We start from the raw sequence: 16,148 nt of genomic DNA on the forward strand, positions 1-16,148 counted from the left end.
AATGTGAGGATGAAACATATTGCCGTCGCCAAGCGTTGCCAGGGCTGACGGAAGCTGACGAAGTCTTCCCTATATTGTTCGCGGGCAATGCGCGGCCGATTTATCGATTTCTGCCCGACACAGGCTGGCTTCCAGCCGGGAGTGACGAGATGCAAGGTGAGTTATCGGAAGATGCCAAGCTTGCTGCCAAGCGGTTGCGTCCGCTGGTGGTGGTCGTCGTGACAGCGAAGCTCGTGGTTTCGGTGCTGCTGCTCGCGACGGTGCAATATTCGCCGCCGGCTTCGGAAATCGTGGCACTGCGCTGATTTGCGCTGTCATACCGCTCGCTTATCGCTATAGCTGGGAAAACGGCCTGGATCGGGAAGGGCTTCTCACTTCCAGGCCACCTCACGAGCAAGAGCGAGGCATGGTCCGATGTTACAGGCAGGCATTATCCCGGTAACGCATTTCGAGCAGAACTGTACGGTCCTGTTCGATAGCGAGACCAAGGAAGGCGTGGTCGTCGATCCCGGCGGCGACGTCGACATCATCCTGCAGACGATCCGCGAAAACGGCATCGCGTTGAAGGCTATCTGGCTCACACACGGCCATATCGATCACGCCGGCGGCGCCAAGGAATTGAAAGAAGCACTGGGGCTCGACATTGTCGGACCCCACAAGGACGACCTGCCGCTGCTCGAACGGCTGGAGGATCAGGCGGAGCGCTTCGGCCTCGCGATGAAGGTTCAGAACGTCGTGCCGGACCGCTGGCTTGAAGAGGGCGATACCGTCTCCTTCGGCGACCACGTTTTCGAGGTCTTGCATTGCCCCGGCCATGCGCCCGGTCATGTGGTCTATTTCAACCGGGCACAAAATTTCGCCCATGTCGGCGACGTGCTTTTTCACGGCTCAATCGGCCGTACCGACCTGCCGGGCGGCAATCATCAGCAGCTTCTGGATTCGATCCGGGACAAGATACTGCCACTCGGGGACAATGTGGGCTTCATCTGCGGCCACGGCCCGGGCGGGCAGATCGGCGAAGAGCGGCGCACCAATCCGTTTCTGCGCGGTCTTTGACCGGTGCGAAAATGAAAAGGGCGCATGACTTCTCCAGTCATGCGCCCTTTCGGTTCGTACGCGGCGGCTTTCAGCCGGCGTTGCAGAAATGGCTGCGGCCGTCATAGCCGACGAAGGTTCCGCTGTCCGGATTGAACGAGCGATAGCGCTGCGAACAATAGCGATACCAAGCCGGTGTCCAGGGCTCGAGGCCGTAGGTCTCGACCGCCACCGGACGATAGACGGGCCGATAAACCGGGCGCGGACGATAGACGGGGCGGGGCTCGTAATAGTCGGGCTCCGGATCGATATAGACCCGCTCGCCGTAATAGCGCGGCGGCGGCGGCGAGGCGATCGCGCTGCCGATGAGCGCGCCCGCGGCCAAGCCAACTGCGCCCGCTACCCATGCATCGTCGTTATTGCGATGGCGGTGCCCTGCCTGGGCGGTGCCGAAGGTCGGGATAACGATGGCGGCCGCGGCGACCGACAGGACGGCTGCTTTGATGAATTTGTTCATGGGCTTCAATCCTATGCATGCGACCGGATGGTTTCCGGATTTCATGATGAACAAAGTCTATATAAGCCAAACTGAACGGAGCCTGAACGAAAAAACCCGGCAAAACTGCCGGGCTCGAACTTAACTTTCAGCAGAGAACAGCGTTAGCCGACGATCTGCAGGTTGACCGCCTTCGGTCCCTTGCCGCGGCGATCCGGCTCGGTGTCGAAGGACACCTTCTGGTTTTCCGTGAGACCGCTCAGGCCCGAGGCCTGCACGGCAGAAATATGAACGAAGATGTCCGCGCCACCGTTTTCAGGCTTGATGAAGCCAAAGCCCTTGTCTGTGTTGAAGAATTTTACAGTGCCAGTCTCGGCCATGCGTCAGGTCCTTTTCTCTCCACCCGCGTTGCGGGCAGCATTGCAGTTTTGCCCGATATGGGCGTGGGGGCAGTTCTCGACAATTGAGGAAAGGGTCCTGGTTATCGCGACCAGCCGCAGGAAGGAATAACAGCCTCCCCCCGTTGGCCGCCCGGAGTGGGTTGCGTCTCCGGCCCGCTTTTATTCAAGATCTTCCCGTGTTCGCAGATTGCCCGAACACAGTAAGAGTGATGGGTTTATTTTGAATTGGCAAGCAAAACTTTTCTGACGAGGTATTGCGTCTTCTCATTGCTCAAAAAGAGGTCAGTTGGTCGTTTTGACTCGCGTATTCAAAAAGCATTGCAAGCTGTTGAATTCAAAGCTTTTCGACAAAAGATTGGGGCGCGGCAGGATCATTTGCGCCAAATTCCGTCGCTCATGGGTATGCCGCAACTTTGTGCAGCCTGGTTTCCCGGTCCAAGCGCCTGATATCGCTTGTCGTTCACGCAGCGCACGGGTCCGAGGGACCATCGCCTTCATGCCTACAGAAAAACTGCAGGATATATTGCCGGCTCAAGCGAAATTCGCCGTTCCAAGCAAAATTGAGGGGTTTCGGAGAGTATTAGTAGTATTAAGCCGGACGCCAAGCGCGCGGAGAAATTGCACGGAACGGGCATCAGAAGCCGCAGTTCAGACAGCAGCTTGCGCGGCCTCGCGACGTTTCTTCGTCAGTTCCGGCACGAGCTCGACCGCAAGCATCGCCAGGAAGATGACGGCGCAGCCGACGTAGCCGACCGGAGTGATGGTCTCGCCGAGCAGCAGCACCCCGAACAGGGCGGCGAAGAGCGCTTCGCTCGAGAGGAAGATGGCAGCCTGCGGCGCCGTCGTATAGCGTTGGCCTACGACCTGGCAGATGAAAGCGATGCCGCTTGAAAAAATGCCGGCGTAGAGAATCTGCGGGAGGGCGCCGTTGATCGCATCGAGGCTCAGCGGCTCGAACAGGCCGGCCAGTACGCAGCCTGCAACGGCGCAGACGGCGAACTGCGTCATCGACAGGAGCATCGGCCGGCCCGTGGCCGGAGCGAATAAGCCGACCAACATCAGCTGAACCGCCCAGAACAGGGCGCAGACGATCGTCAGCATGTCTCCGCCGGTCAGCGCCGAGAGCGCGCCGCCGCTCAGGAGAAAGATGCCGAAAGCCGCGAGCAGGGCGGCCGGCCAGATGACCCAGTGCGGCCGGCGGCGCAGGAACACGACAGTCAGTACCGGCACGAATACCACGTAGAGCCCGGTCAGGAAGCCGGAATTGGTGACGGTGGTGGTGAGCAGGCCGTATTGTTGCGTGACGGCTCCGCCGAAAAGCGCCAGTCCGACGAAGACGAAGTTGCGCATGGCGTTTCGCGGCAAGGGCGTAGCGGCCTGCTTCTTTTCAAGGAGCGCCAAGGGCAGTGCCACGAGTGTCGCGATCGCAAAGCGCAGGCCGATGAACCAGAGCGGTCCGATCGCGTCCATCGCCGTCGACTGCGCTACGAAGCCCGCACCCCAGATTGCACCGGAGAACAAGAGGAAGAGATTGGCTTGAATGCGAGTCACCGCTTGGCTCCGGGGTCGTGGTCCTGCTCACGGGAGGCGCGCGATCTTCGCGCCATATTCCGCGACTTTCGAGAATCACCCCGAAGCCATGCTGCTCAGGTGATTGCGACCTCGCTCTATCAGTTGCGATTTTTGCGGGCAAGCCGCTCCGTGTTGCCGTCAGGCCCGACAGCCGTTCCCCAGCGGGCTCATTGCGTCGGAGCTTTGGAGACCCTGAGCACTGCGCCGTCCTCCTCGTCGGTGACCATGATCAGAGCCCCGTCGGAAGCGACGATGACGTCGCGGATGCGGCCGAATTCTCCGTCGAACAACCGTTCCTCGTTGGTGACGGCGCCGGTCTCGTCGCGGTCCAGGCGGGCAAGCAACTGGTACTTCAGTGCAGCGACCAAAAGGTCGCCGTTCCACTCCGGAAACATGCTGCCGCGGTATACGGCGATCGCGCCGGGCGCAATCGATGGGTCCCAATAGAAGAGCGGCTGCTCAAGACCTTCCTTCGCGGTGCCTTCGCCGATCTCGACTCCGGAGTAATCCTTGCCGAAGGTGATCACCGGCCAGCCGTAATTTCTGCCCGGCTGCGGGTTGTTCACCTCGTCGCCGCCGCGCGCGCCGTGCTCAACGGTCAAGAGCTTGCCGCCTTCGGGGTCGAAGGTGATTCCTTGGGGGTTGCGGTGCCCTATGGACCAGATTTCCGCCAGCCCGCCGGTACCGCCGCGATAGGGATTGGAGGCGGGAATGCTGCCGTCGGCGTTGATGTGGAGGATCGAGCCGGCATGGTCGCGGGAGTCCTGGGCGCGTTCGCCTTCGCCGCGATCGCCGATGCCGAAGAACAGGCTGCCGTCCTTGTCGATGGCGATGCGCGAGCCGAAGTGCTGCCCCTTCCGGGTGAACTTGTTCATCCGGAAGATCTCCTTCACTTCCGTCAGGCTCTGCTCGTCCTGCGAAAGAGCCGCCCGCACGAGGACGGTGCCGTAGCCGCCATCACCGCGGACGGAGAGAGTGAGATAGAGTGTCCTGTTCGTTGCGAATTGCCGATCGAGGGCGACGTCCAGAAGGCCGCCCTGGCCGTGTGCGGCCGCTGTGGGCACCCCCTTGATCGCAGCCGACAGCTTGCCGTCGCGCAGGATGCGCAGCCGGCCCGGTCGTTCGGTGACGATCAGCGCCCCGTCGGGCATGGCTTCGACCGCCCAGGGATGCTCCAGTCCGGAGGCAAGCGTCTCGACGAGGACGGTTCCTGTCTGCGTCGGAAATTCCCGTGTCTCCTGCGCGGCGGCAGGGGACGAGGCGAAGGCTGGAAAGAGCGAGACTGCAGCCGCCACCGAGAATGCAAATACTCTTGCTATGTCCCTTGAGCCGCCAGCATTCCAGCGCGTGTGCCGCATTGCATTCCTCCGGTCCGTCCGTCTGCGCAAATGCATCGTGCCGTCTCGGAGGTCCGAACGCGCGAGCAACGCACAAACTGGAGCGGCACGCACCGGCCTTCAAGTCAAATCGGATCAAAACGGCTTTATCGCACCGACCCTGTGGTGAGCGGTCCCGGCGCTTCTCGGATCGCCTCGAGGCGCGTCGGCTGGGGTTCGCGTTCCGTCGCGGGAGGGTGTCGTGCTTCGTTTCTCTGGAGCAGGTACTGCGCGACCTCGTCCTTGGCCTTCATGTAGAAGCCTTTACCGACGAGCATCAGGCCGGCAAGGGCGAAAAGGGCGACAATCGCCACGACGACCGTCTGGATCGCCGACAGTCGTGCGAAGAGGTCGGCGCTCGGCTGCGACCCGTTATCGTTGTCAGCCATGACGCCCGGCCTCGGACTGGACGTGAGCCGTCGCGGGCTGCTGCCCGATGTCGGCTTGCGTAGTCACCTGCGTCATCAATCCGAGGACCATCACGATGCAGGCCGCAAGTGCGGCGAGCGCGATATAGAACCCCCAGCGTGCCTCGTTGCGGCGGGTGCGCGAGGCGGCGACTTCATCATCGAGAAACATAGCATACCCCCAAGATGCCGATGCATCCGCATCGCGAAATGGCGCTTGGAAATCGGCTCTTGCGGGACGGAATTGCGGCGCGCTGAGACAGTTGTTGTGGCGAAAAAAAGGCACGCCTCGGCCGCGAAAAAAGCGCCGGAGTGTCCGGGCGGGGGCGCGTCGACCGGTGTGCGTCGGCAGCCGCTCGGCGGCATGAGGTCATCCGGTTTCGATCGATTGCTTTGATCGCACCTATGAAACTTTGTCATGGTGACGCATTTTGCGCTGCCTTGCCGCCGTTTTTCGCCTGAAGCGCTTGCAAGACCGGGCGTCTTTCGACATAGACCTAACCGCTATGGAACCCCGGTTTTCCGTTCCGTAGCGCCTCACGCCGTCTCGAAACGATCAGGAAACACACCATGGCCTTCCTTGCCGATGCCCTTTCCCGTGTAAAGCCTTCCGCCACCATCGCTGTTTCGCAGAAAGCCCGCGAGTTGAAAGCGAAAGGCCGCGATGTCATCGGCCTCGGCGCAGGGGAGCCGGACTTCGACACGCCTGACAACATCAAGAAGGCCGCGATCGACGCGATCGATCGGGGCGAGACGAAGTACACGCCGGTCTCCGGCATTCCGGAACTGCGCGAAGCCATCGCGAAGAAATTCAAGCGCGAGAACAATCTCGACTACACCGCGGCGCAGACGATCGTCGGCACCGGCGGAAAGCAGATTCTCTTCAACGCCTTCATGGCGACGCTCAACCCGGGCGACGAAGTGGTGATTCCGGCACCGTACTGGGTCTCCTATCCGGAAATGGTGGCGCTGTGCGGCGGCACACCCGTCTTCGTCCCGACCAAGCAGGAGAACAATTTCAAGCTCAAGGCCGAGGATCTCGACCGCGCGATCACGCCGAAGACCAAGTGGTTCGTCTTCAACTCGCCGTCCAACCCCTCGGGTGCGGCCTATTCGCATGAGGAGCTCAAGGCGCTCACGGACGTTCTCATGAAACATCCGCATGTCTGGGTCCTGACGGACGACATGTACGAGCACCTGACCTATGGCGACTTCAGGTTCGCGACCCCGGTCGAAGTGGAGCCCGGCCTCTACGAGCGCACGCTGACGATGAACGGCGTCTCCAAGGCCTATGCGATGACCGGCTGGCGCATCGGCTACGCGGCCGGGCCGCTTCATCTCATCAAGGCGATGGACATGATCCAGGGCCAGCAGACTTCGGGCGCCGCCTCGATCGCGCAGTGGGCGGCCGTCGAGGCGCTCAACGGTCCGCAGGACTTCATCGGGCGCAACAAGGAGATCTTCCAGGGCCGCCGCGATCTCGTCGTCTCGATGCTGAACCAGGCCAAGGGCATTTCCTGCCCGACGCCGGAAGGCGCCTTCTACGTCTATCCGTCCTGCGCCGGCCTGATCGGCAAGACCGCGCCTTCGGGCAAGGTCATCGAAACGGATGAGGATTTCGTCTCCGAGCTTTTGGAGACCGAAGGCGTGGCTGTGGTCCACGGCTCCGCCTTCGGCCTCGGCCCGAACTTCCGCATCTCCTACGCGACTTCCGAGGCGCTGCTGGAGGAGGCTTGCCGCCGCATCCAGCGCTTCTGCGCCGCCTGCAGATAATTCTCCTGCAGACCGACATGAAGAAGCCCGCCGTCACCGGCGGGCTTCTTCATGTTCAGAGCTTGATTCAGCGATCTGCCAGTCCGATTCAAGCAGCAGTCCTACCCCATTGAAACAGAATCATTTTCGCTTCCGGATCACTTCGACGACGGCGGAGATGTCGTCGCCGTGGCCGCCACTGTCGACGCGGTCGCCCGCCAGCCGTAACATGGGTCGCATAAAATCGGGAGCGACGCCCTGTTCTTCGCTTGCCCTAACGATGTTCTCGAGCGCGATCTTCTGCATGGCGATGTTGGAGACGACATCGCGACCGTGCATGCCGCTGTCGATCTTGCCGGCGAGGTCGGGCAGGGTACCGCTCATCGCCTCGATCCAGGGCAGGAGCAGCGGCAGGAAGTCGACGGCCTTGCCTCCGGCGCTGGTCACCAGCGCGCTCGCATGCAGGAAGCCCGAGAAGAGCCCGTACATGCCTGATAGCAGCGCTATGTCGTAGAGCGAAGCCAAACCCTCGTCCTCACCAAGGTGACGGCTTTCGGCAAGGGCTTCGAGAGTTGAACTGTGCCGATTGAATAGCGCACGCGAGCCGCTGTAAAGGATCAGGGCGCCGGCCCCGCCGATCATCGGCGGTATCGCCATGATCCCCCCGTCGAGATAGATCGCTCCCCTTGCCGCCAGCCACGTGCCGAGTTCCCTGGCGTCACCCGGCGTGCCGTTCGTCAGGTTGAGGAGGTCACGGCCGGCAAGCGCCTCCTGCGCCTGTTCCAGGACCGCACGTGCGGCGGGGTAATCGACGAGGCAGAGGATGGTGAGCTCGCTCGCCGCAATTGCTTCGGCCGGGCTTTCCGCGATCTTCGCACCGGCGCCGGCAAGCGGCTCGGCGCGCGATCGCGTCCGGTTCCAGACTGTGACGGTATGGCCGTTCTTGAGAAGCGTTCGTGCAAGTGCCGTACCCATGGCGCCCAAGCCGAGAATTGAAATGCTGCTCATTGATTGTACCTTTCTCGAAATCATTCAGGCGGCGGTCGAGAGCTTCTGGCCGAGACCGCCGTCCACGGCGAGTTTCGCCCCGGTCGTGAAGGTCGCCTCGAAGGCGAGGAAGAGCACGGCGCGCGCCACTTCATCCGCGGTGCCGTTGCGCTTCATCGGCGTGATGTTGTCGCCGAGCGTCTTGAACTCGGCGCGCTCGGCTTCGGTGATGCCGGCGACGCCCTTGGTCGGCGTATCGATGAAGCCGGGGCTGACGCTGTTGACCCGGATACCGCGCGGCAGAAGCTCGGCGGCGAGCACGGATGCGAAGGAGACGAGTGCCGCCTTGCTTGCGCTGTAGACGCTCATGCCCGGATGGCCGCCCTCGTCGGCGACGGAGGAGGTGAAGACGATCGATCCGCCTTCGCGGATCAGAGGCGTCAGCCGCTGCACGGTGAAGAAGGCGCCCTTGGTGTTGACGGCAAACTGGCGGTCATAGGAAGCCTCGCTCACCTGATCGAAGGGCTCCAGTTCCGAGACGCCGGCATTGATGTGCAGGAGATCGATCGCTCCGAGCGTCTGACCGGCGGCCGCACCGAGCACGGCGATTTCGTTGAGATCGGCGATGTCCGAGCGCAGTGCATGCACGCGCGGGCCGAACTCCTCCCTGATGCGGGCGATGTTGCTCTCGTTGCGGCCCGTGAGCAGTACCTCGGCGCCGCCCTCTACAAGCCGTCTCACGGTCGCCAGGCCCATGCCGTGGGTCCCGCCGATGACGATCGCCTTCTTTCCCTGATAGTTGCCCATGTCCGTTTCCTTTCGGTTCAACAATGATGATGAATAGATGCACTTGTGGACGAACTTGTGCTAGATGGCTCTGTGTGGACCTATCGTCCATGTTTGTGGATGATGGAAAGCCATGGCCAATCTCAACGACTTCACGTTCTTCGTTCACGTCGTGGACCACGGGGGGTTCGTGCCCGCCGCGCGCGCGTTGAACCTGCCGAAATCGACGCTCAGCAAGCGCGTGGCCGAACTCGAAAAGGATCTCGGCGTGCGGTTGATCAACCGCACGTCGCGTCATTTCGCGGTGACCGAATCCGGCAAGGATTTTTACCGCCACGCGGCGGCGATGATGATCGAGGCGGAAGCGGCGGAGAATGTCGTCAGGGGCAGACTTGCCGAACCGAGCGGCACGGTGAGGATCACGGCTTCGGTGCCGACCGCGCAGCTGTCGCTGGCGCCGCTCTTGCCGCAGCTCGCACTTGCCTATCCGAAGCTGCGCGTGACGCTGCATGCGACGGACCGCTTCGTCGATGTCATCCAGGAAGGCTTCGATCTTGCCGTGCGAGACCATTTCGCACCGCTGCCGGATTCCGGCCTCGTCCAGCGCCGCATCGGATTCCAGGCTAAGCTGATCGTCGCCTCACCGCTCTATTTGCAAGGGAACGGCACTCCCGAACGCCCGGAGGATCTCGATCATCATGATGGGCTGCTCACGTCGCTGGCGTCCGAAGGCTGGGTGATGGAGCGCGCCGATGGGTCGACCGTGTCGGTCTCGCCGAGGCCGCGTTTCGTGGCCGACGAATCCCGCGTCCTGCGAGAAGCAGCTCTCGCGGGTCTCGGCATCACCACCTTGCCCGGCAAGCTTTGTCAGCAGGAGATCGAAAGCGGCACGCTTGTCCGCATTCTTCCCGAGTGGACCGCCGGCAAGGTGATGACGACGATCTTGATGCCGCACCGGCGCGGGCAGCTTCCCTCCGTGCGGGCAACGGTCGATTTCATCGCCGAGCGTCTCGTCGACGGCTGATGCAGGAAGGCCCGCACGAGGCGGGCCTTCAGAACAACTCAGCGCTCGGCGAGTGCCGGTTCGCCTTTCTTCTCGCGAATGAGATTCAGGAAGCGGCGGAAGAGATAATGGCTGTCCTGCGGGCCTGGCGATGCTTCCGGGTGATGCTGGACGGAGAAGACCGGTCTGCCGTCGACGCGCAAGCCGCAATTGGTGCCGTCGAAGAGCGAGATGTGAGTCTGTTCAACACCTTGCGGAAGCGAGTTCGCATCGACCGCGAAGCCGTGGTTCATCGAAACGATCTCGACCTTGCCGGTGGTGTGGTCCTTGACCGGGTGGTTGGCGCCGTGGTGTCCCTGGTGCATCTTCTCGGTCCTGGCACCGAGCGCCAGTGCCAGCATCTGGTGGCCGAGGCATATGCCGAAGACCGGGATATCCGTCTTGAGAAGGTCCTGGATGACCGGCACGGCATATTCGCCCGTCGCGGCCGGGTCGCCCGGGCCGTTCGACAGGAAGATGCCGTCCGGCTTGAGCGCCAGGACTTCCTCGGCGCTCGTCTGAGCCGGGACGACGGTGACACGGCAGTTCAGGCCGGCGAAGAGGCGGAGGATGTTGCGCTTGACGCCGTAGTCGAGAGCCACGACGTGATAAGCGGCGTCGGTCTCGCCCAGCGTCGAGTAGCCCTCGTTCCAGACCCAGGGCTTCTCGTTCCAGCGGTAGGACTGGCCGGAAGTGGCGACCTTGGCGAGATCGAGGCCCTCGAGGCCGCTCCAGGCCTTTGCCTCGGCTTTCAGCGCCTCGACGTCGAAGACGCCTGCCGGGTCGTGGGCGATGACGGCGTTAGGCATGCCGTTTTCGCGGATCCAGGCCGTCAGCGCCCGGGTGTCGATGCCGCAGAGCCCGATGATGCCGCGCGCCTTCAGCCAGGCGTCGAGGTGCTTGGCTGCGCGGTAGTTGGAAGGCTCGGTGATGTCGGCCTTGAAGATGACGCCGACGGCACCGTGGCGGGCGGCAGGCGTCAGATCCTCGATGTCCTCGTCATTGGCGCCGATATTGCCGATATGCGGAAAGGTGAACGTGACGATCTGCCCGAGATAGGAGGGGTCGGTCAGGATTTCCTGGTAACCGGTCAACGCCGTGTTGAAACAGACCTCGGCCTGAACCTTCCCGGTCGCGCCGATGCCCTTGCCTTCGATCACCGTGCCGTCGGCCAGAACGAGCAGGGCAGTGGGTTTCTGGATTGTCCATGCGGGTGTCGCGGTCATCGTCTCTATCCCGTTGTGGCCGAAAGCGAGGCTTGAAAGCCGGTCGGTTCAGGGCCATTTCAGATCGCATGCGGCATGGCGCGCGGAAACCCCGCGGGAGAAAGTTCATGCCGATGTACGTGCAGGTGCCGGAAAATAGCCAAAGGCTCTGGCAAGGTCAACCAGCCGCTGTGAATTGTATGGAAATAAAATGCCTTATAATTCAATCGGTTGCCAAAGACGTTTGATTGTACCTGCCGCACTGGTTTAAGACGATGACAAAAGAACGCATCGAACCGGCCCCGCAGATAAAGCCCTGGGGTCGGTTTCGACATGGAGTTAAGACATGCGCGAGCATTTCGCCAATGCACTGAAAGAAGCCCTCAAGGCCAAGGATACCCGGCGCGTCTCGACCGTCCGGCTCATCCAGGCCGCGATCAAGGACCGCGACATCGCCAATCGCGGCCACGGCAAGGACCCGGTCGGCGACGACGAGATCCTGCAGATCCTTGCGAAGATGATCAAGCAGCGCGAGGAATCGGCCCGCGTCTATGACGAGGGCGGGCGGCCGGAGCTTGCCGAGCAGGAGCGGCAGGAAATCGCCATCATCAACCAGTTCCTGCCGGAGCAGCTTTCCGAGGAAAAGGTCAAGGAAGTCTGCGCCAAGACCGTCGCGGAAATCGGTGCGCACGGGCTGCGCGACATGGGCAAGTGCATGAACGCCCTGAAAGAGCGCTATCCGGGCAAGATGGACTTCGGCAAGGCCTCCGGGGTGGTCAAAGACCTCCTGAAGTAAGCCGCAGCGCCCGCTTCGGCGGGCGCGCCTTCCCTGGGCGGCTGACGGCAAACGACCCGCGCCGCGCCGGCCGACAAGCGTTACCCCTTGGCTTTAGCGCATGCCTGTGAATAGCGGGCAAGGCGCAGGCTGCCTGTGGCTTCCTTCGGCCATGCCGCTTATATGGAGGTTTGCGTGCATGTCGTTGCCCGAAGCCGCTGCACGGGCTCGGGCGACATGCAGTAGAGGTAACCATGCGCTTTTCACCGTCCTTTCTCGACGAGATACGCGACCGCGTCCCCATTTCGGACGTGATCGGCAAGCGCGTCACCTGGGACCGACGCAAGACCAATGTTTCGCGCGGCGATTATTGGGCCTGCTGCCCGTTCCACGGCGAGAAATCGCCGAGCTTCCACTGCGAGGATCGCAAGGGCCGCTATCATTGCTTCGGCTGCGGCGTTTCCGGCGATCATTTCCGCTTCCTGACCGAGCTCGAGGGCCTGAGTTTTCCGGAGGCCGTGCAGCAGATCGCCGATCTGGCGGGCGTCCCGATGCCGCAGCCGGACCCGCAGGCCGAGCAGCGCGAGCGGGAACGTACGAGCCTGCTCGACGTCATGGAACTGGCGACGCAGTTTTTTCAGGATCAGCTTCAGACGGCGAACGGGGCAAAGGCGCGCGCCTATCTGCGCGAGCGCGGACTGACCGGCCGCACGGTCGAGACGTTCCGTCTCGGTTTTGCACCCGACAGCCGCAATGCGCTGAAGGAGTTTCTGGCCGGCAAGGGGATCGGCAAGGAGCAGATCGAAGCCTGCGGCCTCGTCGTGCACGGCGACGGCATTCCGGTCTCCTACGACCGCTTCCGCGACAGGATCATGTTCCCGATCCCGTCCGCGCGAGAAAAGGTGATCGCCTTCGGCGGGCGCGCCATGTCGCCGGACGCCCCGGCCAAATATCTGAACTCCAACGAGACCGAGCTCTTTCACAAGGGCAATGTGCTCTTCAATTTCGCCCGCGCCCGGCGGGCCTCGCAGGGTGCCGATGGCGCAGGCACGATCATTGCCGTCGAAGGCTATATGGACGTGATCGCGCTTCATCAGGTGGGGATAGAAAATGCCGTTGCGCCGCTCGGTACGGCGCTTACCGAAAATCAGCTCGATCTCTTATGGAAGATGACGACCCAGCCGGTGCTCTGCTTCGACGGCGACGGCGCCGGTGTCCGCGCCGCCCATCGGGCCGTCGATCTCGCGCTGCCCCATTTGAAGCCGGGTCGGTCCGTGCGCTTTGCCCTGTTGCCGGAGGGCAAGGACCCGGACGATGTGGTGCGCCATGACGGACGCGAGCCCTTCGACAAGGTGCTCGCCAATGCCCGCTCGCTGGCCGACATGGTCTGGCAGCGCGAGGTGCAGGGCGGGGATTTCGACACGCCGGAAAAGCGCGCCGAACTCGAAGCGCGGCTGCGGCAGGTGACCTCGGTAATCGCCGACGAGAGCGTGCGCCGCCACTATGGGCAGGACATGCGCGACCGCCTGAATGCGTTTCTCCAGGGGAGCGCGCCGTTCAGAGGCGAAAGGCGGCCGTTCGAGCGGGGCGGGAGGCAGGCGGGCAGGCAGGGCGGCAGGGGCTGGTCGCCGGCTACCAATCCGGTCATGGGCGCGGCCGTGGAGGCTGGGACCGCCGGTAGTTCCAAACTCAATCAGATGCTGAAGGCCGGCGGCTCGCTTCGCCCGCCGGTACTTCGCGAGAGCGTGCTTGCATTGACGATCGTCAATCATCCGCAATTGCTGTTCGACGAGTATGACGAGATCGCCACGATCGAGTTCGACCACCGTGATCTGCAGCGCTGCTGGGCTGCGGTTCTGAACGCCGCGGCGGCCAACGGATTGCGGCTGACGCGGGAAACCCTGATGGAGCAGCTCGAGGCGGAGGGTTTCTCGGCGCTGATCGGCGCCCTGGACCAGCAGGTGCGCTATGCGCGGCTCTGGACGGCAACGGCGGCGGCGGCTCCGGAGGATGCGCGCGAAGGTTATCTCCAGGCCCTGACGCTTCATCGGCGGACGAAGGCGCTGCTCTGGCAGAAGCGGGAGCTCGAGCGGGAGATCGCGGAAGCCACGGCCTCCGAAGACGTGGAGCAGGGTCAGCGGCTCCTGCGCGCCATGGAGGAGGTGCAGCTCGAGCTGCACCGGATGGACAAGCTCGAAGCGATCATCGAAGGCTTCGGCGTGCTTTCCGGCCGCGTCAAGGGGCCGGCGGCTCGGTAGCCGATACTCTCACGACGGGCAGGTTGAGCAGCGGCCCGAGCGGGTTTGCCTTCGATCAGCCTCGACTCCATACTGCGTGCTCCCGATGAAAGCGATTCCATGCCCGAAAGCCACAACACCGGCCGCCTGTTCGAAACGGAAGGCGTCAGCAATCCCCTCGATCTCCTGAAGCGTATCTACGGTTATTCCACCTTCCGCGGCCAGCAGCAGGCGGTCGTCGACCATGTGGTTGCCGGTGGCGATGCCGTCGTGCTCTTTCCGACGGGGGCGGGAAAATCGCTCTGCTTCCAGATCCCGGCGCTCTGCCGCCGGGGCGTCGGCATCGTCGTTTCGCCGCTGATCGCCCTGATGCGCGATCAGGTGGAAGCGCTGAAGCAGCTCGGCATCCGGGCCGCGGCACTCAACTCTTCATTGACGCGGGACGAGGCGATTGCGGTCCGCCGCGCACTTTCGAGAGACGAACTCGATCTCCTCTACGTGACGCCGGAGCGCGCCGTCACCGATGGCTTCGCCGAAATGATCGCCGATGCCGATATCGCCCTTTTCGCGATCGACGAGGCCCATTGCGTATCGCAATGGGGACATGACTTCCGCCCGGAATATCGCGGCCTCGGCTGCCTCGCCGAGCGCTTTCCCGGTGTGCCGCGCATCGCGCTTACCGCCACCGCGGATCCCCACACGCGCGACGATATGATCGAGCGGCTGGGACTCGGCGGGGCGCGCGTTTTCGCCTCCAGCTTCGACCGCCCGAATATCGCCTATGAGATCGTGGAACGCGATCAGCCTCGCCAGCAATTGCTGCGTTTCCTGTCGCGCTTCAAGGATGCAAGCGGCATCGTCTATTGCCTGTCGCGCGCGAAGGTCGAGGACACGGCGGAATGGCTCGATGCACAGGGCATCCGTGCGCTTCCCTATCATGCCGGCATGGAGCGGGCGGCGCGCGACGCGCATCAGGATGCATTCCTCAAGGAGGAAAACCTGTGCCTCGTCGCAACCGTCGCTTTCGGCATGGGAATCGACAAGCCGGATGTGCGCTACGTCGCCCATCTCGATCTCCCGGGCTCGGTCGAGGCCTACTACCAGGAGACGGGGAGGGCGGGTCGCGATGGTCTGCCTTCTGAAGTGTGGATGGCCTATGGCATGGCGGATGTCATTCAGCGCCGGCGGATGATCGACGAGGGCGGAGCGCCCGAGGAAATCAAACGCATCGAGCGGGCGAAACTCAATTCGCTGCTTGCCATTTGCGAGACGGCAGGCTGCCGGCGCCAGGCCATCCTCGCGCATTTCGGGGAGGCTCATCCGGGCGGCTGCGGTCATTGCGACACCTGCCTGAAGCCGGTCGAGACCTGGGACGGCACGGAAGCGGCGATCAAGGCCCTTGCCGCCGTCTACCGCACCGGAGAGCGCTTCGGAACCGGCCATCTGATCGATGTGCTTACCGGCAGCGTCAACGAGAAGACGGAGCGCTTCGGCCATGTCGACATGCCGGTCTTCGGGGCCGGCAAGGACCTGCCGGCGCGCACCTGGCAGTCGATCTTCCGGCAATTGCTCGCCGCAGGGCTGATCTCCGTGGACCACGCCGCCTTCGGAGCGTTGAAGCTCGAGCCTGAGGCCCGCAGCGTCTTTCGCCGCGAACGGCAGGTGCTCTTCCGCAAGGACCGTCCGAGTTCCGGCAAGGCCAAAACCGCACGCGGGTCGAAGCCGGCCAGCGAACGATCGGACCTCGCGGGATCCGATCTCGAACTGTTCGAGCGGCTCCGGTCCGAGCGCCTGTCTCTCGCCCGCGAGATGGACGTGCCGCCTTATGTCGTCTTTCCGGATACGACCCTGATTGCGCTTGCCAAGCGGCGTCCGCGCGATTTCGAGGAGCTGCTCGACGTTCCCGGCATCGGCGAGAGCAAGCGGGAGAGATATGGCGAAGCGTTTCTCGCTGTGATCGAGGCGTTCGAGGGCTAATGTCGAATGATCATCCGCCCCTCATCCGCCTGCCGGCACCTTCTCCCCGCAAGCGGGGCGAAGGGGACTCGCGGCAGCGGCATACTCGTTCCCTCGCCCC

At 63.1% G+C, this 16,148-nt stretch carries 16 protein-coding genes; 7 read left to right on the forward strand and 9 right to left on the reverse strand.

Features of this window, described 5'->3' with window-relative positions; genetic code table 11:
• Positions 1–149 precede the first annotated feature (149 nt).
• Together M1D34_RS03395 and M1D34_RS03400 are read left to right on the forward strand one after the other, a co-directional pair.
• The gene (locus M1D34_RS03395; protein WP_127541316.1) at positions 150–305 is read left to right on the forward strand and encodes a hypothetical protein; all 156 of its coding nucleotides are present in this window, start codon (positions 150–152) and stop codon (positions 303–305) included.
• 109 nt (positions 306–414) lie between these two features.
• Entirely contained in the window at positions 415–1,056 is a 642-nt protein-coding gene (locus M1D34_RS03400) for an MBL fold metallo-hydrolase (protein ID WP_003532905.1), read from the forward strand.
• 70 nt (positions 1,057–1,126) lie between these two features.
• Here the strand turns inward: M1D34_RS03400 and M1D34_RS03405 are convergent, their stop codons facing one another.
• The 6 genes from M1D34_RS03405 to M1D34_RS03430 form a co-directional block, all read right to left on the reverse strand.
• A complete protein-coding gene (locus tag M1D34_RS03405; RefSeq protein ID WP_003532907.1) occupies positions 1,127–1,552 on the reverse strand; it encodes a BA14K family protein in 426 nt (141 codons plus the stop codon).
• Between the two features lie 143 nt (positions 1,553–1,695).
• Positions 1,696–1,911, reverse strand: coding sequence for a cold-shock protein (locus M1D34_RS03410; RefSeq protein ID WP_003532915.1), 216 nt, complete (start codon positions 1,909–1,911; stop codon positions 1,696–1,698).
• A gap of 669 nt (positions 1,912–2,580) precedes the next feature.
• Positions 2,581–3,483 (reverse strand): DMT family transporter, encoded by a 903-nt coding sequence (locus M1D34_RS03415; protein ID WP_010969863.1) that lies wholly within the window; start codon positions 3,481–3,483, stop codon positions 2,581–2,583.
• Between the two features lie 188 nt (positions 3,484–3,671).
• Positions 3,672–4,862: a PQQ-dependent sugar dehydrogenase gene (locus M1D34_RS03420; protein WP_498780657.1), complete on the reverse strand. Its 1,191-nt coding sequence runs from the start codon at positions 4,860–4,862 to the stop codon at positions 3,672–3,674.
• Positions 4,863–4,987: 125 nt separating this feature from the next.
• On the reverse strand, positions 4,988–5,269 hold the full coding sequence (locus M1D34_RS03425) for a hypothetical protein (RefSeq protein ID WP_003532922.1): 282 nt from the start codon (positions 5,267–5,269) through the stop codon (positions 4,988–4,990).
• Positions 5,262–5,459, reverse strand: coding sequence for a hypothetical protein (locus M1D34_RS03430; protein ID WP_003532924.1), 198 nt, complete (start codon positions 5,457–5,459; stop codon positions 5,262–5,264). Before M1D34_RS03430 ends, M1D34_RS03425 begins: the two co-directional genes overlap by 8 nt.
• Before the next feature lie 398 nt (positions 5,460–5,857).
• Here M1D34_RS03430 and M1D34_RS03435 point away from each other — a divergent pair, with 398 nt between their 5' ends.
• Positions 5,858–7,060, forward strand: coding sequence for a pyridoxal phosphate-dependent aminotransferase (locus tag M1D34_RS03435; RefSeq protein WP_028003796.1), 1,203 nt, complete (start codon positions 5,858–5,860; stop codon positions 7,058–7,060).
• Positions 7,061–7,180: 120 nt separating this feature from the next.
• Here the strand turns inward: M1D34_RS03435 and M1D34_RS03440 are convergent, their stop codons facing one another.
• Both M1D34_RS03440 and M1D34_RS03445 read right to left on the reverse strand, forming a co-directional pair.
• On the reverse strand, positions 7,181–8,047 hold the full coding sequence (locus M1D34_RS03440; RefSeq protein ID WP_498780660.1) for an NAD(P)-dependent oxidoreductase: 867 nt from the start codon (positions 8,045–8,047) through the stop codon (positions 7,181–7,183).
• Between the two features lie 24 nt (positions 8,048–8,071).
• Positions 8,072–8,833 carry an SDR family oxidoreductase gene (locus M1D34_RS03445; RefSeq protein ID WP_003532931.1) on the reverse strand — a complete coding sequence of 254 codons (762 nt, stop codon included), beginning with the start codon at positions 8,831–8,833 and terminating at the stop codon, positions 8,072–8,074.
• Positions 8,834–8,945: 112 nt separating this feature from the next.
• Between M1D34_RS03445 and M1D34_RS03450 the strand changes: the two genes are divergently transcribed.
• Positions 8,946–9,836, forward strand: coding sequence for a LysR substrate-binding domain-containing protein (locus M1D34_RS03450; protein WP_498780662.1), 891 nt, complete (start codon positions 8,946–8,948; stop codon positions 9,834–9,836).
• A 38-nt stretch (positions 9,837–9,874) separates the two neighbouring features.
• Here M1D34_RS03450 and carA read toward each other — a convergent pair whose 3' ends face one another.
• Positions 9,875–11,080: a glutamine-hydrolyzing carbamoyl-phosphate synthase small subunit gene (gene carA, locus M1D34_RS03455; protein WP_027992889.1), complete on the reverse strand. Its 1,206-nt coding sequence runs from the start codon at positions 11,078–11,080 to the stop codon at positions 9,875–9,877.
• A 325-nt stretch (positions 11,081–11,405) separates the two neighbouring features.
• Between carA and M1D34_RS03460 the strand changes: the two genes are divergently transcribed.
• From M1D34_RS03460 to recQ, 3 genes are all read left to right on the forward strand, one after another.
• The gene (locus M1D34_RS03460) at positions 11,406–11,855 is read left to right on the forward strand and encodes a GatB/YqeY domain-containing protein (RefSeq protein ID WP_003532937.1); all 450 of its coding nucleotides are present in this window, start codon (positions 11,406–11,408) and stop codon (positions 11,853–11,855) included.
• Positions 11,856–12,088: 233 nt separating this feature from the next.
• A complete protein-coding gene (dnaG, locus tag M1D34_RS03465) occupies positions 12,089–14,092 on the forward strand; it encodes a DNA primase (RefSeq protein WP_498780665.1) in 2,004 nt (667 codons plus the stop codon).
• A 45-nt stretch (positions 14,093–14,137) separates the two neighbouring features.
• On the forward strand, positions 14,138–16,048 hold the full coding sequence (recQ, locus tag M1D34_RS03470; protein ID WP_010969854.1) for a DNA helicase RecQ: 1,911 nt from the start codon (positions 14,138–14,140) through the stop codon (positions 16,046–16,048).
• Positions 16,049–16,148: the final 100 nt, after the last annotated feature.

Source organism: Ensifer sp. D2-11 (assembly GCF_054161295.1).

Coding starts and splice junctions, on each gene's coding strand:
- M1D34_RS03395 (WP_127541316.1), top strand. CDS start 150: ATGCAAGGTGAGTTATCGGAAGATGCCAAGCTTGCTGCCAAGCGGTTG.
- M1D34_RS03400 (WP_003532905.1), top strand. CDS start 415: ATGTTACAGGCAGGCATTATCCCGGTAACGCATTTCGAGCAGAACTGT.
- M1D34_RS03405 (WP_003532907.1), bottom strand. CDS start 1,552: ATGAACAAATTCATCAAAGCAGCCGTCCTGTCGGTCGCCGCGGCCGCC.
- M1D34_RS03410 (WP_003532915.1), bottom strand. CDS start 1,911: ATGGCCGAGACTGGCACTGTAAAATTCTTCAACACAGACAAGGGCTTT.
- M1D34_RS03420 (WP_498780657.1), bottom strand. CDS start 4,862: ATGCGGCACACGCGCTGGAATGCTGGCGGCTCAAGGGACATAGCAAGA.
- M1D34_RS03425 (WP_003532922.1), bottom strand. CDS start 5,269: ATGGCTGACAACGATAACGGGTCGCAGCCGAGCGCCGACCTCTTCGCA.
- M1D34_RS03430 (WP_003532924.1), bottom strand. CDS start 5,459: ATGTTTCTCGATGATGAAGTCGCCGCCTCGCGCACCCGCCGCAACGAG.
- M1D34_RS03435 (WP_028003796.1), top strand. CDS start 5,858: ATGGCCTTCCTTGCCGATGCCCTTTCCCGTGTAAAGCCTTCCGCCACC.
- M1D34_RS03440 (WP_498780660.1), bottom strand. CDS start 8,047: ATGAGCAGCATTTCAATTCTCGGCTTGGGCGCCATGGGTACGGCACTT.
- M1D34_RS03445 (WP_003532931.1), bottom strand. CDS start 8,833: ATGGGCAACTATCAGGGAAAGAAGGCGATCGTCATCGGCGGGACCCAC.
- M1D34_RS03450 (WP_498780662.1), top strand. CDS start 8,946: ATGGCCAATCTCAACGACTTCACGTTCTTCGTTCACGTCGTGGACCAC.
- carA (WP_027992889.1), bottom strand. CDS start 11,080: ATGACCGCGACACCCGCATGGACAATCCAGAAACCCACTGCCCTGCTC.
- M1D34_RS03460 (WP_003532937.1), top strand. CDS start 11,406: ATGCGCGAGCATTTCGCCAATGCACTGAAAGAAGCCCTCAAGGCCAAG.
- dnaG (WP_498780665.1), top strand. CDS start 12,089: ATGCGCTTTTCACCGTCCTTTCTCGACGAGATACGCGACCGCGTCCCC.